Annotated in this window: 20 protein-coding genes; 14 read left to right on the forward strand and 6 right to left on the reverse strand. The window is 65.1% G+C overall.

Annotation, left to right across the window (positions count from 1 at the left end):
- Window positions 1-29: 29 nt before the first annotated feature.
- Window positions 30-1,031 carry an NAD(P)H-quinone oxidoreductase gene (locus ACQY4T_RS17285; protein WP_428533148.1) on the forward strand — a complete coding sequence of 334 codons (1,002 nt, stop codon included), beginning with the start codon at window positions 30-32 and terminating at the stop codon, window positions 1,029-1,031.
- Window positions 1,032-1,136: 105 nt separating this feature from the next.
- Window positions 1,137-1,319, forward strand: coding sequence for a hypothetical protein (locus ACQY4T_RS17290; protein WP_428533151.1), 183 nt, complete (start codon window positions 1,137-1,139; stop codon window positions 1,317-1,319).
- A gap of 12 nt (window positions 1,320-1,331) precedes the next feature.
- Here the strand turns inward: ACQY4T_RS17290 and ACQY4T_RS17295 are convergent, their stop codons facing one another.
- The 6 genes from ACQY4T_RS17295 to ACQY4T_RS17320 all read right to left on the reverse strand — a co-directional run bounded on the left by ACQY4T_RS17295 (window position 1,332) and on the right by ACQY4T_RS17320 (window position 7,080).
- Window positions 1,332-2,768, reverse strand: a complete 1,437-nt coding sequence (locus ACQY4T_RS17295) for an amidase (protein WP_428533154.1) — start codon at window positions 2,766-2,768, stop codon at window positions 1,332-1,334.
- Window positions 2,769-2,855: 87 nt separating this feature from the next.
- Entirely contained in the window at window positions 2,856-3,494 is a 639-nt protein-coding gene (locus tag ACQY4T_RS17300) for a hypothetical protein (RefSeq protein ID WP_428533157.1), read from the reverse strand.
- A gap of 1 nt (window position 3,495) precedes the next feature.
- Window positions 3,496-4,224 carry a glycoside hydrolase family 19 protein gene (locus tag ACQY4T_RS17305; protein WP_428533160.1) on the reverse strand — a complete coding sequence of 243 codons (729 nt, stop codon included), beginning with the start codon at window positions 4,222-4,224 and terminating at the stop codon, window positions 3,496-3,498.
- Window positions 4,225-4,457: 233 nt separating this feature from the next.
- On the reverse strand, window positions 4,458-5,456 hold the full coding sequence (locus ACQY4T_RS17310; RefSeq protein ID WP_428533163.1) for an asparaginase: 999 nt from the start codon (window positions 5,454-5,456) through the stop codon (window positions 4,458-4,460).
- On the reverse strand, window positions 5,453-6,880 hold the full coding sequence (locus tag ACQY4T_RS17315) for an amidase (protein ID WP_428533166.1): 1,428 nt from the start codon (window positions 6,878-6,880) through the stop codon (window positions 5,453-5,455). The genes ACQY4T_RS17310 and ACQY4T_RS17315 overlap by 4 nt, the downstream gene beginning before the upstream one ends.
- Window positions 6,880-7,080: a hypothetical protein gene (locus ACQY4T_RS17320; protein ID WP_428533169.1), complete on the reverse strand. Its 201-nt coding sequence runs from the start codon at window positions 7,078-7,080 to the stop codon at window positions 6,880-6,882. The genes ACQY4T_RS17315 and ACQY4T_RS17320 overlap by 1 nt, the downstream gene beginning before the upstream one ends.
- 98 nt (window positions 7,081-7,178) lie before the next feature.
- Here ACQY4T_RS17320 and ACQY4T_RS17325 point away from each other — a divergent pair, with 98 nt between their 5' ends.
- From ACQY4T_RS17325 to ihfB, 12 genes are all read left to right on the forward strand, one after another.
- Window positions 7,179-8,621: an MFS transporter gene (locus tag ACQY4T_RS17325; protein ID WP_428533172.1), complete on the forward strand. Its 1,443-nt coding sequence runs from the start codon at window positions 7,179-7,181 to the stop codon at window positions 8,619-8,621.
- Window positions 8,622-8,774: 153 nt separating this feature from the next.
- A complete protein-coding gene (locus ACQY4T_RS17330; protein ID WP_428533175.1) occupies window positions 8,775-10,187 on the forward strand; it encodes a hydantoinase/oxoprolinase family protein in 1,413 nt (470 codons plus the stop codon).
- On the forward strand, window positions 10,184-10,894 hold the full coding sequence (locus tag ACQY4T_RS17335; protein ID WP_428533178.1) for a hypothetical protein: 711 nt from the start codon (window positions 10,184-10,186) through the stop codon (window positions 10,892-10,894). The genes ACQY4T_RS17330 and ACQY4T_RS17335 overlap by 4 nt, the downstream gene beginning before the upstream one ends.
- Complete coding sequence (locus ACQY4T_RS17340) at window positions 10,891-12,555, forward strand: hydantoinase B/oxoprolinase family protein (protein WP_428533181.1); 1,665 nt, start codon at window positions 10,891-10,893, stop codon at window positions 12,553-12,555. Before ACQY4T_RS17335 ends, ACQY4T_RS17340 begins: the two co-directional genes overlap by 4 nt.
- A 241-nt stretch (window positions 12,556-12,796) precedes the next feature.
- Window positions 12,797-14,641 carry a tannase/feruloyl esterase family alpha/beta hydrolase gene (locus tag ACQY4T_RS17345; RefSeq protein ID WP_428533184.1) on the forward strand — a complete coding sequence of 615 codons (1,845 nt, stop codon included), beginning with the start codon at window positions 12,797-12,799 and terminating at the stop codon, window positions 14,639-14,641.
- A gap of 149 nt (window positions 14,642-14,790) precedes the next feature.
- A complete protein-coding gene (locus ACQY4T_RS17350) occupies window positions 14,791-16,704 on the forward strand; it encodes a polysaccharide biosynthesis protein (RefSeq protein WP_428542950.1) in 1,914 nt (637 codons plus the stop codon).
- Window positions 16,705-16,758: 54 nt separating this feature from the next.
- Window positions 16,759-17,898: a DegT/DnrJ/EryC1/StrS family aminotransferase gene (locus tag ACQY4T_RS17355; RefSeq protein WP_428533187.1), complete on the forward strand. Its 1,140-nt coding sequence runs from the start codon at window positions 16,759-16,761 to the stop codon at window positions 17,896-17,898.
- 95 nt (window positions 17,899-17,993) lie between these two features.
- On the forward strand, window positions 17,994-18,395 hold the full coding sequence (locus tag ACQY4T_RS17360; protein WP_428533190.1) for a contact-dependent growth inhibition system immunity protein: 402 nt from the start codon (window positions 17,994-17,996) through the stop codon (window positions 18,393-18,395).
- A gap of 233 nt (window positions 18,396-18,628) precedes the next feature.
- Window positions 18,629-19,189 (forward strand): hypothetical protein, encoded by a 561-nt coding sequence (locus ACQY4T_RS17365; RefSeq protein WP_428533193.1) that lies wholly within the window; start codon window positions 18,629-18,631, stop codon window positions 19,187-19,189.
- A gap of 483 nt (window positions 19,190-19,672) precedes the next feature.
- Window positions 19,673-21,409 carry a 30S ribosomal protein S1 gene (gene rpsA / locus ACQY4T_RS17370; protein ID WP_428533196.1) on the forward strand — a complete coding sequence of 579 codons (1,737 nt, stop codon included), beginning with the start codon at window positions 19,673-19,675 and terminating at the stop codon, window positions 21,407-21,409.
- Between the two features lie 18 nt (window positions 21,410-21,427).
- Entirely contained in the window at window positions 21,428-22,351 is a 924-nt protein-coding gene (gene sppA, locus ACQY4T_RS17375; RefSeq protein ID WP_428533199.1) for a signal peptide peptidase SppA, read from the forward strand.
- Window positions 22,352-22,368: 17 nt separating this feature from the next.
- Window positions 22,369-22,689 (forward strand): integration host factor subunit beta, encoded by a 321-nt coding sequence (ihfB, locus tag ACQY4T_RS17380; protein WP_428533202.1) that lies wholly within the window; start codon window positions 22,369-22,371, stop codon window positions 22,687-22,689.
- The last annotated feature ends 7 nt before the right edge of the window (window positions 22,690-22,696 follow it).

Genomic DNA, 22,696 nt, shown 5'->3' on the forward strand with positions numbered 1-22,696 from the left:
CACCAACCGGATATGATGGAGGATTGATCGTGGCGGTTCCGCAAAGCATGACCTATGTCCAAGCCGACGGTGCGGGGAAGCCCGATGTCCTGCGGCTGGCAACCACGTCGGTGCCTGCGCCGAAGCCGGACGAGGTGCTGATCCGGGTGCAGGCGGCTGGGGTCAATCGGCCGGATGTGGCGCAACGGCAGGGGTCGTATCCGCCGCCGCCGGGGGCCAGCCCGATCCTGGGTCTGGAGGTCGCTGGCGAGGTGGCGGCGATCGGCGATCAGGTTTCCGGGTTGTCCGTTGGAGACCGTGTCTGCGCGCTGACCAATGGCGGCGGCTATGCCGAATACTGTGCCGCTCCGGAAGCCCAGTGCCTGCCCTGGCCGCGCGGATTTGACGCGACCCGATCGGCGGCACTGCCGGAGACGTCATTCACGGTTTGGGCGAACCTGTTTCAGTTGGGCCGCCTGTCGAAGGGCGAGACCGCTTTGGTGCATGGCGGCAGCAGTGGCATCGGCATTACCGCGATCCGGTTCGCGCACGAATTCGGCGCTCGTATCTTTGTCACCGCGGGGTCGGACGAAAAATGCGCCGCTTGCCTGAAGCTGGGCGCTGACGCGGCGATCAACTACCGCAGCCAGGATTTCGCTACCGAAGTGAAGGCGCTGACCGAGGGACGCGGCGTCGACGTGATCCTCGACATGGTCGGCGGCCCGTATCTGGCGCGCGATGTGCGCAGCCTAGGGCTGGACGGGCGATTGGTGCTGATCGCCTTTCTGCAAGGATCGAAGGTGCCGGACTTCGATTTCGTTCAGGTCATGATGCGGCGCCTGACCATAACGGGGTCGACCATGCGACCGCGCAGCACGGCGCAGAAGGGCGCGATCGCTGCCGAACTGCGATCGCGGGTTTGGCCGGCGCTGGATGCCGGGCGGTGCGCTCCGGTGATCCACGCGACGTTTCCGCTGGCGCAGGCGGCGGAGGCGCACCGCTTGATGGAATCGAGCCAGCATATCGGCAAGATCATGCTGTCGGTCGGTTGAGGTTGCCGTTCATCGGGTCGCGAATGGAAATTTCGCCAGTGAGGTAATCGACCGGGCTACATCGCTGACGTCTGATGCCTCCGGTCAATTGATGGCGGCAAGTCGGTGCAGCAGGTGGCCAACGGCGCCGGGGTGGCGTTGCTCGGCGGTCTCTATTTCGTGGCTCAGCCGGCGATCGGGGATGGGGGGGCGTTTACGGTTTGCTTGCTGGGGTCTGTGATCGCCCTGCTGGCGAGCGCGATTTTGCTGGCACGCATGAGCCGGATCACGGCGCGGGTCGCGGCGTGAGTAACGAGTGCCTCACCAGCCTGGTGGCGGCTTGAACCCCATCCAGCCCTGTTCGAGCAGGGCCGCTGCCTCGATCGTCGATCGATCGCCGTAAATCGGGCCGACGATCTGCACGCCGAGCGGCAGCCCGGCCTTGGTGGTTCCCATCGGCGCCGCAGTTGCGGGCAGGTGGTAGCCGCCGGTCAGGCCGGGCCAGAACAGCTGGTCGTTGTAGGCGATCTGCTTGCCGTCGATGGTGATCTTGCGGTCCCAGGTCTCGCCATCCTGGCGGTGCGGCATGGCGGCGGTGGCGATTACCGGACACAGCAGCACGTCCCACTCGCGGAAGAAGGCGGACCAGGCTCGCCGCCACTGGAAGCGCTTTTCGTTCAGGCCGAGCCATGCGCGGTGGGTGACGTCGACCATGCGCATCATGATGGCGTCGGCGCTGTGGTCGTCGGCCGCCAGGGCGGCGGCGCGCTGGCGCTTTCTGGCGATGACGTCTTCGGTGCTGCGCCCGCTCCAGCCGGCGTCCAGAAGTCGCAGGTAGAGGTGATAGGCCTCGGTGGCATCGAAGGCCGGGCGGGCGGTGCGGCTGACGGTGGCGCCTTCGCGCTGCAAAGCGTCGGCGAGTTCGAGCAGCCTGGCGGTGGTTTCCTGGTCCGTTGCCTGGCCGGGTTGTTCGGCCCACACCGCGACCCTGAGTTCCTTCAGGCTGGTGAAGCGCGGGGGTGGCAGGACCATGGTCATTGCGGTCTCGTCAGGGTCCGGGCCGGCCAGGATGTCGAGGGCGACTGCGAGGTCCGCTGAGGACCGGGCCATCGGGCCAATGACCGAGATGTCGGTTCCAGCGGCCGAGCTGGTGGTGGGGTCGCCGTAGTTGGGCAGCAGCGCGTAGGTCGGTTTGTGGCCGTAGATACCGCAGTAGTGCGCCGGCACGCGGATCGAACCGCCGATGTCACTGCCGATGTCCATCCCGGTCAGTCCGGCGGCGACCGCCGCGGCCGATCCGCCGGATGACCCGCCGGGGGTGTGGTCGGTGTTCCACGGGTTGGCGGTGGCGCCGTAGACCGGATTGTAGCTCTGCCAGTCGGCCAGGTCGACCGGGACGTTGGTCTTGCCGAAGAGCACCGCGCCGGCAGCCTGCAGCCGGCGTATGGCGATCGAGGACTTTCGCACCGGGGCATCCTTGGCCGCCATGTGTCCGCGAGTGCTGGGCAGCCCCTCGATGTCGAAGCTCTCTTTCGCGGTCATCGGCACGCCGAAGAACGGCGCCGACTTGTCGGACTGGGAGTCTAGTTGGCGAGCGCGGGTGCGGGCCCGGTCGAAATCGCGGACGACGACGGCGTTGATGCGCGGATCGTGGTTTTCGGTTCGGGTGATGAAGTGGTCCAGCAGCTCCAGGGCGCCGATTTCGCGGGTGCGGACGAGATCCGCGAGTTGGGTTGCGGAGAGGAAGGTCGGGTCCATCGATGCGATCCTGCTGTGGGCGGAAGCAGCTTCGCATCGGTGGGCAGCGGGTTCAACCGGGTGCGGGTCGGCGATCCGGTGGGGGCATCAGTTCTTGCCGCCTGTTTTCATCAGATGGCCCGGTATGCTGGTCGCCAGGTTGTTCTGAGCGTTCGCCAGCAGAACATTCTTGGCACTGCTGCCTTGGCTGGAACCGAGCCAGTAGTTAGCGACCTGGGTTGCCATGGCGGCCAGGGTTCCGACCAGCACGGAGCCGAATTGTGCATCCGAGGCGCTGAGGTGGCCGGTCAGCACGGCGAAGGTCGTCGCCCCGAACGCGGCCACGATCACCACCGATACGATCACGCTGCCATAAGCCAGACCGCTATGGGTCTTGGCCAACTCGGTCGCCATCTCACGAGCCGAACCGGTATCGGCGAGGCGCGCCTTCAGGTCGTCGAGCGCATCGCGTTGCAGCGCTTCGGTCGCCTCGTCCTGATCCTTTTGCATCTGCAGGTGTAGTTCGGCGAGTTTGGCGGCGAGATCGGCCGAGGCCTGCTCGTTGGCCTGGATGTGGGCGACGGCGGCGGCGGCGCCGCCCGGGGCGCTGAGGTCGGCGGCGGCGCCGACCACGGTCTGGACCACGGATGCCGCCTTGGCGGTGGCGTCGGCGCCCTTCGATCCGAAGATCATGCTGGCAAGTTGCGGTGCCAGACTCAGCACCAATGGGATCAGGACGGCGAACATATCAGGCTCCGATGGCGTTCAGGGCGGCCTGGCACAGCCGGTCTCGTTCCGCCGCGCCAGTGGTTCCGCCGTTGATTTTTTGGGTTATCAGGTTGATCGACCAGGCATTCGCCGGCACGTTCAATTGGTTCGCGGACCAGAACCATGCGGCGCTGTCGGCGGCGCCGGCCTGGGTCGCGGCATGGTCGACCGCCTGATCCAGGGTCAAGTTCATCGCCCGGGCGAAGTTTTGATAGGCGGTGCGGCCGGTGATCTGGATCAGGCCACGGCCGCGGAAGCGCCAACCGTCGCCGGATGCTTCGTTGCCATTGCCCATGCGATCGGCGTAGACGCGGTTGGCCAGAACCTCCGGCTGCCCGGCGCAGGCTGCCGCGGCTTCAAGGGTCGGGAACCGGGTCGGCCAGACCGCGCACAGGCGCCCAGCGGTATAATTGAGATCTTCTTCGATGCAGCGGAAGCCGGCGCTTTCCTCGGCGCATTGCCCAAGCAGGGCGGCGACGCAGCGCGGTGCGGTGATGGAGGCCTTGAGCAGCGGCTGGGCCAACGCGGCAACCCATGCGGCACACTCATCATTGGTTAGTTGCGGGGCGACGGCCCGAAGCGCCGGATTCAGGCGGGTGGCCGGCAAAGGCGGTGGCGCGGCGGCGAGAACGGTGACCGCCGCGGCGACGGCGGGATTGGCCGACGACTGCGGCCACAGCGCCGCAAATGCGGCCAAAGCTGCGAACATGGCGAGTTCCAAACGGGCGCTGAAATAAAGCTGGCTGGAAAGTTTTCGGGCTTTGCAGGCGGTTGACCCGCGATAAAAATGTTCTTAAGAATATAATCATAAACTAAGTTGGAAGTCAAGATAATTCTGGAATCGAAGACTAAAGTCGGGTGACGATGGGCGGGGCGGTGCTGGCCGGGCTGCTTGATTCGACCCTGGTGCACTGCCTGCTGCGCGAGGCGGCCGCGGTTGCTTCAGTAGGTGCGAAACATGCGCATGATGACGTCAGGATCGCTGCCGACCGTCAGCGCAAGGGACAGCAGGATGCGTGCCTTTTGCGGATTGAGATTATCGGCGATCAGAAATCCCGCCTGCCGCAGCTTGGTGCCGCGAAACGTCCGGCCCGAACCGGCGCGGGTGGATTGCACGACGACGATGCCCTGGCGCGCGGCCTCGGTCAGCGCATCAATTTCGCCCGGTGGGCAGAATCCGGGTGCGAATCCGGCGGCGATGATGCCGCGAGCACCGGCGGCGACGAACGCGCGCACCGCGGCGCCGTCGCCGCCGGCATAGGAGTATGAAATATCGACCCGAGGCAGCGCCTGGGTTTCGCCGATATCGAATTCGGTATCCGGGGCGTGGCGTCGGATCGGGCGGCGATAGAATGCCACAGCGTCACCGTCGGCATGGCCGAGCACGCCGAAATCCGGTGTGCGAAATGTTTGCAGCCGCAGCGTCGAGGTCTTGGTGACCTCGCGCGCGGCGTGGATCTCGTCGTTCAGGACTGCCAGCACGCCCATGCCGCGGGCGTCCGGGCTGGCGGCGACACGGATGGCACTGACCAGGTTCATGCCGGCGTCACTCGACAGTGCGCTGGATGGGCGCTGCGCGCCTACCAGCACGACGGGTATCGCGACCTTGACCGTCAGGTTTAGGAAATATGCGGTCTCTTCCAAGGTGGCGGTGCCATGACCGATGACGATCCCGGCAAGATTGGGATGATCGATCACCACCTGGCGGCAGAGTGCGGCGAGGTCCTTCCACTCGGGAAAGCCGATGGCGGGGCTGACGATGTTACGATAGCGCACTGCGATGACGTCGGCGACGAGGGCGGTCTCGGGCCAGCGCTCCAGGATTTCATCGGCGTGCATGACGTGACCGGCGGCGCTGTAGTCCTGCAGATCCAGCGGTCCTCGGCCCAACGAGGCGATCGTGCCGCCGGTGCCGATGAAGGCCACTTTGGGTTTGGTCATGCCGCTTCCGTCAGAATCGGCGGACGGGCGCGATGCCAGTCGGTGTCTTGCTGGTAGGCATCGGCGACGTTGAGGATACGTGCCTCGGCGAACGGGCGGCCGGCGATCTGCAGCCCGATGGGACAGCCGTTCGGATCCAGCCCGCACGGCAGGGTGATCGCCGGCAGGCCGAGGTAGTTGAACGGCCTTGTGTTGGCCGACACCGCCATGAATTTGTGCTCGGTGCCCGGCGGCCCGAGGTCGATGTCGGTTTCGTCGAGGGTCGGCAGGCAGGTGCGGATGGTCGGCGTCACCAGGACGTCGACCTTGGAGAAGACCTCGGCGGCGAATGCCTGCAAGAGCGGGCCGCGGCGGCTGAGCGCCTCGACGTAATAGGCGGCGGGTATGGCGTATCCGGGATACATCCGGGCGCTGATATGGGCGCCGTAGGCCTGCGGATCGGATCGCATCCATTCGGCGTGGATCGGCGCGGCCTCGACGCGGGAAATGATGCCGCCATAGGCTGCAACCGCGTCCATCAATGGCAGGGCGATGCGACTGACGATGGCGCCGCGCTCGGACAGCACTCGTAGCGCTGTTTCCATTGCCGCGACGACCGGCGCGTCGGCGCCGTCGAGGAAAACGTTGGTCGGCACACCGATGCGCAGGCCTTGCAGGTTGTCGTCGATGGAATCCTCGTAGCGCGGCACCGGTTCGTGCGAACTGGTCGGGTCGAGCGGATCGTGCCCGGCGATCACCGTCAGGATCCGGGCGCAGTCGCGGGCGGTTCGTGCCAGCGGGCCGACGTTGTCGAGCGAGAACGACAGCGGCATGACGCCGTAGCGCGATACGCGGGTCTGGGTGGGCTTCAGTCCGGTTACGCCGCAGGCCGAGGCGGGCAACCGGACCGAGCCGCCGGTGTCCGATCCCAGCGCCATGTAGTTGCAGCGCGCCGCCACTGAAGCACCCGACCCTGACGACGAGCCGCCGGTGATGTAGGGCAGATTCCAGGGATTGTGGCAGTCGCCGAAGGTCTTGTTGTGACCGGTGGGGTTCTGCGCGAACTCGGCCATGTTCAGGCCACCGAAGCTGTAGGCTCCGGCCGCGGCGAGGCGTTCGATTACCGTGGCGGTTACGGTGGGACGGAAGTCGCGGCGCAGCGCCGATCCGCAGGTGCTGAGTTTGCCGGCCTGATAGTACATGTCCTTGTGGGCCATCGGCACGCCGTGCAGCGGACCCCGCGTGTGGCCTTGGCGTGGGGCTGCGTCGGCGGAGCGCGCGGCGGCCTCGGCGTGGTCGCGGTCTTGCCAGATCATCGCGTTGATGCGCGGATTGACCGCGTCGAGGTTGGCCCAGCAGGAATGCAGCAGGTCCAGCGAGGTGGCTTTGCCGGAGCCGACCGTTTCGGCGGCCTCGACCAGGCTGAGGTCGGCGAGACCCGCCATCACGGACGCTCCTTGGTCGCCTGCAGGGCTGCCTCGAAGCTGGATGGCTCGTCTTCGAAGGCGAGTGTGCCGCGCAGCGCTTCGAAGGCGCGGATGGTATCGGCCAGTTCCGATGCCAGGCGTTTTGCCGGGTCGTTGGGCGGTTCGATGCCGTGCCATCGCGCGATCGTTGCTTCAAATGAGGTGTCGAAAGCATCCATCTGTCGGCGTCTCCGGGTTCGTCGCCGGCGAGTAGGCAGTAAAACGCCAGGGTGGGCAATCCAGAGTGGGCAATCCAGAACGGGCAATGAGGGCGGGCATGCCGAAGCGGTCGGAACTGTACGAAACCAACGTGCCGAACCGGCTCGACCGGCTGCCGTGGAGCCGGTTCCACTGGCTGGTGGTCTTCGCGCTGGGGATCGCGTGGATTCTGGATGGGCTGGAGGTCACTGTGGTCGGGTCGCTGTCCGGGGCGCTGTCGGACAGTCCGACGCTGCATCTGACCGGCAGCCAGATCGGCGCCGCGGCCAGTGCCTATCTGGTCGGCGCGGTTGGTGGGGCGGTGTTTTTCGGCTGGCTGACCGACCGGCTGGGGCGCAAGAAGCTGTTCACGGTGACGGTGCTGGTCTACCTGGTCGCCACGATCGCCTGCGGACTGTCTTGGGACTTCTGGTCGTTCGCCCTGTTCCGGATGCTGACCGGTGCCGGGATCGGTGGCGAGTACGCCGCGGTCAATGCCACGATCCAGGAGTTGATCCCGGCCCGGCGTCGCGGTTTCACCGATCTGGTGATCAACGGGAGCTTCTGGCTCGGCGCGGCGATCGGCGCGCTGGGCGCAACCGTGGTGCTGGACCCGGCGATCATGCCGCCCGAGATCGGCTGGCGCGCGGCGTTCATCATCGGCGGCGTGCTGGGCTTTATCGTGGTGCTGCTGCGGCGCTTCCTGCCGGAGAGTCCGCGCTGGCTGATGACTCATGGCCAGCCGGAGGAGGCTGAAAAGATCGTCGGCGAGATCGAGGCGCGGATCGAGCGGGAGACCGGGAAGCCACTGCCTCCGGTGCCACCTGGCACGCTGACATTGCGCACCGATGTGCGGTCCTGGTTCAAGGTCGGGGCCAAGGCTCTGGTCACGACCTATCGGCGGCAGACCTGGCTTGGGGTGACGCTGATGGCGGCTCAGGCGTTCTGCTACAACGCGGTGTTCTTCACCTATGCGCTGATTCTGACCCGGTTCTACAATGTCGCCTCCGGCAGGGTCGGGCTGTTCCTGCTGCCGTTCGCGATCGGCAATTTTCTTGGGCCGCTGGTGCTGGGGCGGCTGTTCGACACGATCGGGCGGCGGATCATGATCACCGCGACCTATGGCCTGTCCGGCGTGCTGATGGTGGTGACGGGTTGGATGTTCGTCATGGGCTGGCTCGACGCGATGCAGCAGACGCTAGCCTGGACCGGGATTTTCTTCGTTGCATCGGCGGCGGCGAGTTCCGCCTATCTGACGGTGGGCGAGAGCTTCCCGTTGGAGGTGCGTGCGATCGCGATCGCGCTGTTCTACGCGTTTGGCACCGGGGTCGGCGGCGTCGCCGGGCCGGCGCTGTTCGGCGCGCTGATCGACACCGGGTCGAGGCTGTCGATCTTCTGGGGGTATTTGCTGGGCGGTGTGCTGATGGTGGTGGCGGCTGTCGTCGCCGGCTTCCTGGCGGCCAATGCCGAGCGACGTTCACTGGAGGACATTGCGCCGCCGTTGTCGGCGGTAGGCCGATAGACGGGTGTATCGACGGCTTTGCAGAGCGGGCGCGCCGGACTAGTGTCCCTTGTCCAAAGTTCGCCGTATCGGGCGAACATCAGACTCGCGACGCTAGCGCTTTATCTTCAGTGGCCTGCTGATCCAGACGTCCGCGGATTACGCGGCCGAATTATGGAGCAGGACACTGGCGTGTCATCCAACAAGACAAGGCCGCACCGCTTCATGACCGCTCGGACCCGTCTTGCCGTCGATATCGGGGGCACCTTCACCGACCTTGTGCTGGCGCTGCCCGGTCGGACTGTTTCGCGCAAATTGCTGACCACGCACGAGGCTCCCGACGACGCGGTGATCGCCGGGACGCGGGACATATTGGCCGAGGCCGGGATCGGCGGGTCGGCGGTGGATCTGGTGGTGCATGGCACGACGCTTGCCACCAACGCGCTGATCGAGCGCAAGGGCGCGCGCACCGCGCTGATCACCACGGCGGGGTTCCGCGATTCGCTGGAAATCGCCTATGAACATCGTTTCGAACAGTACGATCTCTATATGGAACGGCCGCGGCCGTTGGTGGAGCGCGACCTGCGGCTGGAGGTTGCCGAGCGGTTGGCGGCCGACGGGTCGGTGCTGATGGAACTGGACGAAGCGGCGCTGGGGCGGCTGATAGACGTGCTGAAGGCGCAACGGACCCAGGCTTTGGCGATCAGCTTCCTGCACTCCTACATCAATCCGGCGCACGAGGAGCGCGCCAGGGATATTCTGGGCGCCGCGCTGCCGGATCTGGCGATCACGCTGTCTTCGGAGGTGTGCCGGGAAATCCGCGAATATGAACGGACATCGACCACGGTTGCGAATGCCTATGTGCTGCCGTTGATGGCCAGGTACCTGGGGCGGATGCGGGATGGGTTTGGCGACATCGGTGTGACGTGCCCGTTGTTGCTAATGATGTCCTCGGGCGGGGTTTGCACGGTGGAGACCGCGACACGGTTGCCGGTGCGGCTGGTGGAAAGCGGACCGGCCGGGGGGGTTATCCTGGCGCGGCGGATCGCGGCGCTTGGCGGCTACGATCGGGCGCTGTCGTTCGACATGGGCGGGACGACTGCGAAGATCACCTTGATCGATGATTATGCGCCGCAGCAGTCGCGGCATTTCGAGGTTGCGCGGGCTTATCGGTTTGCCAAGGGCAGCGGGATCCCGGTGCGGATCCCGGTGATCGACATGGTGGAGATCGGTGCCGGCGGCGGGTCGATCGGGCGGGTGGATGAGTTGCGGCGGATCGTCGTGGGGCCGGACAGTTCGGGATCCGATCCGGGGCCGGCTTGCTACGGGCGTGGCGGTTCGGCGCCGACGGTCACCGATGCGGATGTGGTGCTGGGGCGGATCGACCCGGCGCGGTTCGCGGGCGGCAAGATCGGTCTCGATCCCTTGCTGGCGCGCCGAGCGGTGCTGACCGACATTGGATTACCATTGGAGATGGCGGCCGAGGAGGCCGCGCGCGGGATTGTCGAGATCGTCGATGAGACCATGGCCAGCGCGGCCCGAGTTCATGCAGTGGAAACGGCAAGGACACCGCAGGCCGCACAATGATCGCGTTCGGCGGCGCGGCTCCGCTGCATGCCGCGCGGATGGGCCAGAAGCTGGGTATCGAGCGGGTGGTCATCCCGGTCGATGCCGGCGTCGGGTCCGCGCATGGGTTCCTGGATGCGCCGATTGGCTATGAGGTCGCGCGGACGTTTCTGCTGGCGCTGGATGGGCTCGATCCCCGGGTGGTCGAACACTTGTTTCGCGACATGCGGGCGGAAGCGGAGGCGGTGGTGCGACTAGGGGTTCCGGCCGGCTTGCTTGCCGAACGGCGGACCGGGTTCATGCGGTATCGCGGTCAGGGACACGAGATCGCGGTGCCGCTGGATGACGCCGCGCTCGATCCCGCCGCGCTGCGGGGGGCGTTCGAGGCGGCCTACACACGGTTGTTTGGCCGGATCATTCCGGGCCTGGAAATCGAGGCGGTGACCTGGACCCTGGCGCTGTCGGAGCCTTACGCGTTGCCGCCGGCTGATCCGCGGGTTGAGGAGACCGCGCCAGCGGTGGCGCAAGGGACGCGGCGGATGGTCGAGGCCGATAGTGATCGGGCGATCGATGCGCCGGTGTATGGGCGCGGAACGCTTATGCCGGGAGCAACGCTTCGCGGACCGGCGGCGATCGTCGAGGATGGCACCACGACGATCGTTCCAACCGGGTTCGGGGCGCGTATCGGCCATGGCGGCGAAATCATCATCGAAGGAGACGCCGCATGAACGACCGCCGGACGATCCGGGAGCTCGATGTGCAGGTCATGTGGAACCGGCTGCTGTCGGTCGTCGAGGAGCAGGGGCAGACCCTGGTGCGCACCGCGTTCAGCACGTCGGCGCGGGAGGCCGGCGATATCTCGGCCGGCGTGTTCGACCTGGGCGGGCGGATGCTGGCGCAGGCGGTGACCGGGACACCTGGGCATATCAATACGATGGCGGCCTCGGTGGGGCATTTTCTGCAAGTTTTCCCGGTGGCCTCGATGAAGGAAGGTGATGTCTACATCACCAACGATCCTTGGAAGGGCACTGGGCACCTGTACGATCTGGTCGTGGTCTCGCCGACTTTCATGGACGGTCGGATCGTCGCGCTGTTCGCTTGCACGTCGCATCTGGTTGACATGGGTGGGGTCGGGCAGACACCGGAGGGCCGGCAGATCTGGCACGAAGGGCTGTTCATCCCGCTGCTGCGGCTGGTGCGCGGCGGCGAAATGAACGAGGACCTGCTGGCGATGATCCGCGCCAATGTGCGCGAGCCGGTGCAAGTGATCGGCGATGTCTACGCCCTGATCGCCTGCAACGAAATCGGCAGCCGCCGGCTGGTTTCGATGATGCGTGAGTTCCGGCTGGACGATCTTGACATGCTGGGTGAGGAGATCATCAGCCGCAGCCGGCGGGCGATGTCCGAAGCTATCGGGAAGCTGCCGAAGGGGACGTGGACGAACAGCATGCGGATCGACGGCTATGAGGCGCCGCTCGATCTGGTTGCGTCGATAACCATTGCCGAGGACACCATCCATGTCGATTATACCGGCACGTCGGGGATGTCGACCTACGCTATCAACTGCCCGCTGTGCTATACGGAAGCCTATACAACGTTCGGGATCAACTGCGTGGTGGCGCCGAGCGTTCCGAACAATGCCGGGACGCTGGATGCGGTGAAGGTGACGGCGCCGCCGGGAACCATCGTCAGTGCGACGTATCCGGCGGCGGTGTATGCACGATCCTCGATCGGCCACATGATGCCTGATGTGGTTTATGGCGCGTTGGAGCAGGCCATTCCGGGCCGGGTGCCGGCTGAGGGCACATCCAACCTGTGGAGCCTGAAGATGGTTGCCGGCCATGGGCTGACCGGCGTCGGCGCGGGGTCCGGCACGCCGTTCATGGTCATGAGTTTCCATTCCGGGGGTGCCGGCGCGCGACCCAAGCAGGATGGGCTGTCGGCGACGCCGTTCCCGTCCGGCGTTCGCAACGTGCCGGTCGAGGCGACCGAGGCGATCACGCCGCTGGTGATCTGGCGCAAGGAGTTGCGGCAGGATTCCGGCGGGGCGGGGCGGTATCGCGGTGGTCTGGGGCAGGTGATGGAAGTCAGCTCCCGCGAGGATGCCGCGTTCGGTCTGTTCGCCGGGTTTGAACGGGTGAAATTTCCGGCGCGCGGGCGCAACGGCGGCGGTCCCGGTCAGCGCGGGGCGGTGTCGCTGAAGTCGGGGGTCGGGTTGCAGCCGAAAGGTCTGCAGGTCGTGCCGTCGGGAGAACGGCTGGTCATCGAGATGCCGGGTGGTGGCGGCATGGGTCCGGCGGCGGAGCGGGACCCGGCGGCGGTGCGACGGGACGTGCGGCTGGGATATTTGTCGGCCGAGGCGGCGAAACGCGAATACGGTGTCGATTAGGCGGGGCGGTTGGGGCAGTTGGGCCAACTGGGCGTTGCCTTCGGCAAGCTTGGCAGAACCGCCGCCGGGCAACGGATCATGCGGCTTCGACCGGTGGCCAGCCGGACCCTGATTACGCCTAGACTAATTGATTCGATGCCGGATCGCTTGAGCGTTCGCACGGTGGTGTGATCGCACGCAACCTCGACAGTCGGAAATTGATCGTGCGTAACTTCCTCGTAAGATGGGGGAGGTCGGCAGAATGAGCAGAACAGCTCACGGTTTCGACTTGACTATGCTGCTGCGGCGTGGGGTCCGATCTGCACTGATGATCGCGGCGCTTGGCTTTGTTGCATCTCTTGGCGCCAGTGTGCCGGCGCTCGCCAGCCAGTGCTCGCAGCTCGCCAGCGGACTATCACTGCAACTGGAAAATGGCGCCACGGTCGTTGGCCCGGTCACGGTGCAGGACATTACCTCGGGCAGCTACACACCGGCGGGAAGCGCCTCGCCGATAACCGGCTTGCCACCGTTTTGCCGCGTGGCGCTGGACATCTCCTCGACCGGCGATGCCAGCCAGTCGCAAATCCTGGTTGAGGTCTGGATGCCCGATTCGGGCTGGAACGGCCGCTATCTAGGCACCGGAAATGGCGGCTTTGCCGGTGCAATCAGCACGGCGGCGCTCGCCGGTGGATTGCTGGAGGGTTACGCGGTCGCCAACACGGATTTGGGCACCGGCGTGCTGTACCACTGTAACTCGCTGTACTGCGGTGGGCGCACCGGACTTGGCGGGCCGCCCGCGGGGTTGAATGGGCATCCCGATTCGATCAAGGACTTTGGCTACCGGGCCACCCATCTGATGACCGTGGCGGCCAAGCAGGTGGTGAGTGCGTTTTATGGCAGTCCCGCGCCGCACAGCTATTTTGCCGGCTGCTCCACCGGCGGCCAGCAATCGCTGATGGAGGCGCAGCGCTTCCCTGAAGATTATAACGGCATTCTGGCCGGAGCGCCGGCCTATGACCGGACGCATCTGCATATGTCCGGATCGTGGCCCTATGCCTGGACGCATGCTTCGAGCTCCAGCCTGTTGACCGTGCCGGCATTGTCGCTGATCAACAATAGCGTGCTGGCAAAATGCGGCGGTCACGACGGTGGCCTTGCCGGAGAAGGGTTTTTGACTCAGCCGGCGGCCTGCCGCTTCGATGCCCGGGCGTTGCAATGCAGCGGGGCTGAGACTGACGTGCCTTGCACTGATCCCAATGCAACCTCATGCACCTGCCTGGCGCCTGAGCAGGCCTCCGCGATGGATGCGATCTGGCACGGCCCGGTGGACGATCGGGATCGCCGGCTGCAGCCAGGCTTCCTGCGCAGCAGTGAGACGCCGGTGCCGTTGACGGCGGCGAATCCGGTCGGAAACCTGGGCCTGGTCTGGGCTGAAGCAGGGAACGAGCCGCCATTCGATGGCCTGATCTTCTGGGCCTTGGGGCCGGACTGGAAATGGCAAGATTTTTTCGCCGACGCCACCGATCCGGTCGCGATGCTGTCCTCGGAAATCAGCGCCATCGACAACTCGCGGGTGGGCGACATGAGCTTTGCCCAGGCACTGAACGCGACCAGTGCTGATCTGGGCGCGTTTCGCGACAACGGCAGCAAGCTGATACTGTACCAAGGCTGGTCCGATCCGCTGATTCCGGGCTACGTGGCGGTGGATTACTGGCGAGCGCTGCGCCGCGGTGATGCGTCGAAGCTCGCTGACTATGCCCGGCTGTTCATGGCGCCGGGCATGTGGCACTGCAGTGGCGGTCCTGGCCCGAATGCGTTTGGCGGGCAGGATCAGGTGGCTTCGCCGAAGCCGGGCGATCCGACCGACGATGCTTTGGCGGCATTGACCAACTGGGTGGAGAAAGATGTGGCGCCGACCCAGATTCTCGCCACCAAGTATGTCAATGATGTGCCGGCGCAGGGCATCGCGTTGCAGCGGCCGATTTGCCAATACCCTCGGCACGCGGCTTATCGTGGCTCCGGCGACTCGAAAGATCCGGCAAGCTTCGAGTGCGTGCGCGACGAAGGCGATCGGATTCTTGCACCGGCACCGATCTACGGGCCATAGGGCGCTGGCGGCCGTTCGCGTCTGCCCGGCTGGCGCACGGGCGGCGCTGACCTAGCCACGCGGCCTGGGCAAGGGACGATTTGGCGTTCGAAACCGCCGACTCGGGCCCCGCGCTATCCTCCCTGCCCTGCCCGCGCTATACCCCGGCAATGGCTGCGGCGCGTTCCCTGATTCGCATTGCCGTCAACGTTGCCATCGATGGCGGCCTGGCGGCCTTATCGGTGCCGGTGGCGCGTTGGCTCGCTGAGCCGGCGGCCGCCGCGCTTTATCCGATTTGGACCATCCCATTGGGCGCGGTGTGCCTGTTGCTGGCGGGGATACCGTTCCGGCTTTCGTTGCAATACTGGCGGTTCGCAGCGATCGGTGATCTGCTGACGGTTGCCGCCAGTGCCGCGGCCAGTGCCGCGCTGTTCAGCGCGGTGATGCTGGTCGCATCGGCGGCGCCGCGCAGCGTCGGGTTTCCGTTTATTCATGCGCTGACGTTGTTGCTGTTCCTCGGCGCGCCGAGGGTCGGCTACCGCTGGCGCCGTGGTCGCCCGATGACCAGGCCGGCGCAACTCGACGCTGCCTCCATCCTGCTGATTGGCAGCATCGAGGACGCCGATCTGTTCATCCGGGCGCTGTCGCAGGATCGCCGCCAGGCGTTCCGGGTGGAGGGGCTGCTTGCGTCGTCGGATCGTCAGACCGGCCGGCGCATCCAGGGCCACCGCATCCTGGGTTCGCTCAATGACGCCGCCACGGTGCTGGCGCAACTGCAGGCCGAGGACCGGCTGCCGGGCACGCTGGTGTTTGTCACGCCGGAACTGTCTGGCGCTCGTCTCGCCCAGGTCGTGGCACAGGCTGACCGATTTGGTTTGCAGGTGCGCCAGGCTCCTCGGCCCACCGCGCTTGCTGATCCCGACCAGCCGCGCCCGGTCGAGCTTCGCCCGGTCGCGATCGAGGACCTGCTCAATCGGCCGCAGGTGCCGCTGGATCGCGATGGCATGGCGCGGCTGATCCAGGGACGGCGGGTGATCGTGACCGGCGCGGGGGGGACGATCGGCAGCGAATTGGCGCGCCAGGTGGCCGCGTTCGGTCCGGGGACGCTGATCCTGTTGGACAATGGCGAATACGCGCTGTGGCAGATCGATCTGGAGTTGGCGGAGACCCATCCGCAGGTGAACCGCCGCGCGCTGATCGCCGACATTCGTGACGAAGCGCGAATCCGAGCGGTGTTCGAGGAAAACCGACCGGATTTGGTTTTCCACGCGGCGGCGCTGAAACACGTGCCGATGGTGGAGGCCAACCCGCTGGAGGGCATGGCGACCAATGCGGCAGGCACGCGTCATGTGGCTGATGCGGCGCGTGCGAGCGGGGCGGCGGCGATGGTGCTGATCTCGACCGACAAGGCGGTCAACCCGACCAGCGTGATGGGTGCGTCCAAGCGCCTGGCCGAGATGTACTGCCAGGCGTTGGATATTTCGGCGCGATCGTCGCATCAGGGCATGCGCTGCGTGACCGTTCGGTTCGGCAACGTGCTGGGGTCCACCGGGTCGGTGGTGCCGCTGTTTCAGCGTCAGCTTGGCCGCGGCGGCCCGCTGACCGTCACCCATCCCGACATGCAGCGCTATTTCATGACGGTGCGGGAAGCGGTGGGGCTGGTGCTGCAAGCCAGCGTGCTGAGCGTTAGCGGGGCATCGCTGCCGGCGGGCGAAAACGGCGGTATTTTCGTGCTCGACATGGGCGAACCAGTGAAGATCGTCGATCTTGCTCGGCAGATGATCCGGCTTGCCGGATTGCAGCCAGAGCAGGATATCGAGATCCGCTTCACCGGACTGCGTCCGGGTGAGAAGCTTTATGAGGAACTGTTCCACGGCAAGGAGCCTCCGGTGCCGACCGGTTATGCGGGCCTGTTGATGGCGACGCCTCGCACCGCCGACCCCGCCATTGTCGGGCGCGCGATCGAGGAGATCGGCAGCGCCTGCCGGGGCGGACAGGTGAAACTGGCGTTGACCCTGCTGGGCGGGCTGATTCCCGAATTCGAGCACAACATCGACGGGTCCGCCGGCGAAGTTCGCGCCTGAGCGCGCGCCGCCGCCGGATCGTGCTTTACGTCTTCGCAGCAAGGCCAGGATTTCATGAGCGACAAGCAGCCGATTCCGTTTCTTGATCTGAAGGCGCAGCAGCGGCGGATCGCCGCTGACTTGCGCCGCCGCCTGGATACCGTGCTGGAGCATTGCCAGTTCGTGCTCGGCCCCGAAGTTGGCGAGCTGGAGGCGGCTCTGGCGAAGTTCTGCGGCGCGCGATACTGCGTCGCTGTCAGTTCCGGCACGGATGCGTTGCAGATCGCGATGATGGCCGAGGGGATCGGCCGCGGCGACGCGGTGTTCCTGCCCGCCTTCACCTATACCGCGACGGCCGAGGTGCCGCTGCTGCTGGGCGCCACGCCGGTGTTCGTCGATGTCGATCCGCGCAGTTTCCAGATCGACCCGGCGCACCTGGCGCAGCGAATCGAACAGGTCCGAGGCGCCGGGACGCTGCGGCCGCAGGCGATCATCGGGGTGGACCTGTTTGGCCAGGCGGCGGATTGGCCGGCACTGCTGGAGATTGCCCGGCGCGACGAGCTGTTCCTGCTCGACGACCTTGCGCAGAGTTTTGGCGCTAGCCTGGGCGGGCGGATGCTGGGGTCGCAGGCCGATGCGACGGCGACGAGTTTCTTTCCGTCGAAGCCGCTGGGCGCCTATGGCGATGGCGGCGCGCTGTTCACCGAGGATGAGAGCCGGGCCGAGCTTTACCGCAGCCTGCGCACGCATGGCGAGGGCAAGACGCGCTATGAGGTGCTGCGCACTGGTGTGAACGGCCGGCTGGACTCGATCCAGGCGGCGGTCCTGCTGGCCAAGCTGGCGGTGTTCCCGGAGGAGCTCGAGGCCCGCGAGCGGATCGCGGGGGCCTATGACCGGCGGTTGGGCAATGCCGTACTGACGCCGCAACGGGTTCCCGATAGCACCAGCGCGTGGGCGATCTATTCCATCCTGTTGCCGGACGAGGGGGCGCGCGATCGGACCCAGGCGGCGTTGCGCGCCGACGGCGTGCCGAGTGCGATCTATTATCCGCGGCCGCTGCATCGCCAGCCGGCGTACAGCGCGGCGCATGACGGGACGGCGCTGCCGGTTTCGGAGGACCTGGCTGGGCGGATTCTGGCTCTGCCGATCCATCCGGACCTGACGGACGACGATGTCGAACGGGTCTGCGCGGCGGTGCTGGGGACGGTGGCTTAGGGACGGCTGGCGCGCTGGGGGAAGCCGTTGGACCGTTCCAAGTCTATCCAGGCACTTGAAGGCAACGTCTGGGCGCCCCCGCGCTTTCGTCGTATGTGGCCGCAACCTGCTTTGCCCTTCGTCAGAAACCACTGTCCGAGCTCACCAATGAGGAAATCAGGGTCGGACTGGAACAGCACGTCGGGGTGGAGTATTTGGCTCCTTTGGCGGTTAAACGGCTCGAGATCGATCCGCTGGTCGAGGCACGCTTGTACCGGGGCGATCTGCTAGAAAGTCTGTTGAACGTGCCCGTTAGTTACTGGGATGGTCATACGTCGATCCGGGAGGAAACGGCGGGTATCGCAGCCGTTGCGCTGAAATCGCTTGCGGGCTGTTCTGATTTCTCGCGGGAAGAGATTTTCCCCGTCTTGCGACAGGCGCATGATCGTTTTACCGGTAAGTGCAAATCGCGAGATTGGATACGGTCACGAAATGGGAAAGTTCCACCAGGTGGTTAACAAGAAGGTATCTATACTTGGGCCAGCTGCCGCCGTGGCCGGAAGCGTCGATACGGAGACGGTGGCCGATGATGGAACGCCCAGCAACAATCGGGCGTAGAACAAACAAGTCCAGGACGTAGTCAGGATCTTGCGGTTGACCAAGCCGCCAAGGGATCTCCTCAACGACGAAATTTCTGGCCAGAACATGGGCTTATGCAAATATTGAATCGGGCCAAGGATATGTTTGGAAAATGACTCCCGATTCGTTCGAGACTTCCCCTGACGAACCGGAAAATGTACTTCTGCCTTTGTTCGGTCAGCTTGCATGGTTGGTCAAGCGCGGCCACGGATCGTTTCTGACGATCGAGTTTGGCTCGCCACACTTGGTCGTTCGAGAGCCGATTGCCGCACCGCCCGACAGAGAACCGCTAGCGCGGAAAATGTTGGCAAGACGGCGGGTCTTCATATTCGGCGATTGGCACTTTTGGGTGGAACACTCGGACTGGCAGCTCAGTGTCCGCAGTGACACCGTCACCAGCGAAGACATGGACCGGGCCCGGGTTGACGAGTGCCTCAAAGAACTCGATGGCCAACGCCTGCTGTCCGTCAAACCTGGAGATACCCCGCACTCCGTCCTTCTCGAATTCGATCTAGGGGCGTCGTTGCGCATATGTCCGGCGAGTTATGCCAGCGATGAGGACGCGCAGTGGAGCCTTTACGTGATGGATGGCGATATTTTGTCGTACCGGACAGACGGTCGATTGGATCGTGAAGCGCCATCCGGCGATCCTCCTGGCCAGCCCTCAGGCTGACGCTCGCGAAGAACTTCGGGCGCGAACCGTGCACCTCCGACCCAAACGCTGGCAGAACAGCTTAGCGCCCGGGCCATTTGGCGAACAGAGCGGTGTTTAAGAACACCGAGATAGCATCGGCGTTGGAGTTAAATTCATCCAAAAACGCGTCCTGGTTCGAAGCCGAATGGGCTCAATCCAGAAATCTGTCAGTGATCGCGAGGCAAATGAGCTCCGATTTCGGTAGCCTTGCCCGATTGCGGTAGCCACGACTGGCTGACATGCACCCGTCATCGTCGATCCGGCCCTTCCGGTTAGGCCACCCTTGACTCCGCTCACGAAAACTCTATCTCGACTTCGCGGCACTAAACTCCGATAACCGCACCAGTGCTTAACCCCGGCCCGCGCCCATGCGACGCGGGCAAGTCGTGTTTCCAGGAAACGCGCATACCACGGCCAATCCCGGGCGCGGCCCGGACATCCGTAACGGAACCAACCGACCTCATGGCAGCATCCGCCTCCGTTCGCGCACACGAGCCTGCGCAAGACCATTTCAAAGGCGAGGATTTCGCCTCCCTGCTCGACGAGACCCTGGGCAGTGACACCGGCTTTGACGGCTCCGTCGTCACCGGCCGCGTCGTCCGCCTGACCGACGAATTTGCCGTCGTCGATGTCGGCCTGAAGTCCGAGGGCCGGGTCGCGCTCAAGGAATTCGGCCCGCCCGGCGCCAAGCCGGACGTCAAGCCCGGCGACATGATCGAACTCTATGTCGAGCGCTATGAAGACCGAGACGGCGCGATCATCCTGTCGCGCGAGAAAGCCCGCCGCGAGGAAGCCTGGACCAACCTGGAAAAGGCGTTCGAGGCGCAGAAGCGCGTCGACGGCACGATCTACGGCCGGGTCAAGGGCGGCTTCACCGTCGATCTTGGTGGCGCCGTCGCGTTCCTTCCCGGCAGCCAGGTCGATATCCGCCCGGTGCGCGATGTCGGGCCGCTGATGGGTTCGCCGCAGCCGTTCCAGATTCTGAAGATGGACCGGGCGCGCGGCAACATCGTGGTATCCCGCCGCGCGGTATTGGAAGAAACTCGCGCCGAACAGCGCAGCGAGCTGATCCAGGGCCTGAAAGAGGGCATGATCCTGGATGGCGTGGTGAAGAACATCACCGACTACGGCGCGTTCGTCGATCTGGGCGGCGTCGATGGCCTGCTGCATGTCACCGATATCGCCTGGCGGCGGATCAACCACCCGTCCGAGGCGTTGACCATTGGTCAGCAGGTCAAGGTGCAGGTGATCCGCTTCAACTCCGACACCCAGCGGATCAGCCTCGGCATGAAGCAACTAGAAGCGGACCCCTGGGAGGGGGTCGCGGCGAAGTATCCGCCGGGCGCCAAATACTCCGGCCGCGTCACCAACATCACCGACTACGGCGCCTTCGTGGAGCTGGAGCCGGGGGTCGAGGGCCTGGTACACGTTTCGGAAATGTCCTGGACCAAGAAGAACGTCCATCCCGGCAAGATCGTGTCAACTAGCCAGGAAGTCGACGTCATGGTGCTGGACGTGGACAGCTCGAAGCGGCGGATTTCGTTGGGTCTCAAGCAGGTGCAGCGCAATCCGTGGGAGGAGTTCGTCGAGCAGCATCAAATCGGGTCCGAGGTCGAGGGCGAGATTCGCAACATCACCGAGTTCGGCCTGTTCATCGGGCTGTCCGCCGACATCGACGGCATGATCCACATGTCGGACCTGTCATGGGACGAGGCCGGAGAGGCGGCGATGGCTGGCTACGAGAGGGGCCAGACGGTCAAGGCAAAGGTGCTCGACGTCGATGTCGAGAAGGAGCGCATCAGCTTGGGGATCAAACAGTTGCGCGACGACCCGGCGGCGACGATCCTCGACACCGTCCACAAGGGCGATGTGGTGACCTGCATCGTCAGCGCGGTTCAGGCCAACGGCATCGAGGTGAAGGTCAACGATGTCCTGACCGGCTTTATCCGGCGTGCCGAACTTGCTAGGGACAAGGGTGATCAGCGCCCCGACCGGTTCGCCGTCGGCGAGAAGGTCGATGCCAAGATCACGGCGGTCGATCGTCAGTCGCGCAAGCTGACGCTGACCATCAAGGGCAAGGAAGTCGAAGAAGAAAAACAGGCGATGGCCGAGTTCGGGTCCTCCGATTCCGGCGCCTCGCTGGGCGACATCCTTGGGGCGGCGATCCGTCGCCGCAACCAGCAGTCTCAGGACAGTTGACGACAAGCGGCATAATCGGTGTCGCTGGAGACTGATCTGATATTGGACAGGCGGCGCCTCAAGCGCCGCCTGGTGTTTTGGCGGGTGTTCGCCGTCGTGGCTTTGGTCGTCGCTGCGCTGGCTGGTCTGCGCGGTGGCGGACTAGCACCCGAAGGCGCCCACATCGAACGGGTCACGGTCAACGGCCTGATAACCGACGACAGAAAGCTGACTCAGGCAGTCAATGGGCTGGCCAATGACGACCACGTAAAAGCGGTGATTGTGTCGATCGACAGTCCCGGAGGCAGCGTGGCGGGCGGCGAGACTTTGCACGATGCGATCGCGCGCGTCGCCGCGAAGAAACCGGTGGTGGCGACCATGGGTGGGCTCGCGGCATCCGCGGGCTACATGATCGCGGTTCCGGCAAGTCGGATCTTTGCCCGCGAATCGACGCTGACCGGTTCGATCGGCGTTCTGCTGCAAACCGGGGATATTTCTGGACTGCTCGGGAAGCTGGGGATCAACGCCGAGGTTGTTCGTTCCGGGCCGCTGAAGGATGAGCCGAGCCTCGTGCGTCCGCTGTCGCCCGAGGGCAAAGCGGTGCTGCAGGGGCTGGTCAACGATATGTATGATCAGTTTGTCGGCATGGTTGCTGCAGGCCGCCACCTCGATCCGGCGAAAGTTCGTTCGCTGGCGGATGGCAGAGCGTACACCGGGCATCAGGCACTGGGTCTGGGGCTGGTGGACGCGATCGGCGGCGAACGGGAAGCCAGGGATTGGCTGGCGTCGGCAAAAGGGGTGCCGGCCGGCCTGCCGGTGCAGGATCTGTCCGATGGCGGCATCGCCAGCCACGCATTGTCGGGTGAGCTTGGGATGGTCGTATTGGACGTGTGGAAAAGTCTGATTTCACAAAGCGTTAGTCTTGACGGCGCTTTGGCCGTCTGGCAACGTTCCGGGAACTGACGGCCCCGGGGGATGCCTTGACCAAATCCGAACTGATCGCGGAGTTGGCGACCGCCAATCCGCATTTGCGTGGCCAAGATGTGGAAACAATAGTCGCGACGATATTCGAGGAGATAACCTTCGCCCTTGCTCGCGGCGAGCGCGTGGAACTGCGCGGATTCGGTGCTTTCACCGTGAAACACCGAGATGCCCGAACCGGACGCAACCCGAGGACTGGTGACTCTGTTTCGGTGGATGAGAAATCCGTGCCTTTCTTCAAGGCCGGCAAGGAGCTGAGGTTGCGGGTGAATGCCGGCAAGATACCCCGCACCACCTCGGCGGAACGCAAAAAGGCCTGAGGGGTCC

It is taken from the genome of Rhodopila sp. (assembly GCF_965277825.1).
GTDB lineage: Bacteria > Pseudomonadota > Alphaproteobacteria > Acetobacterales > Acetobacteraceae > Rhodopila.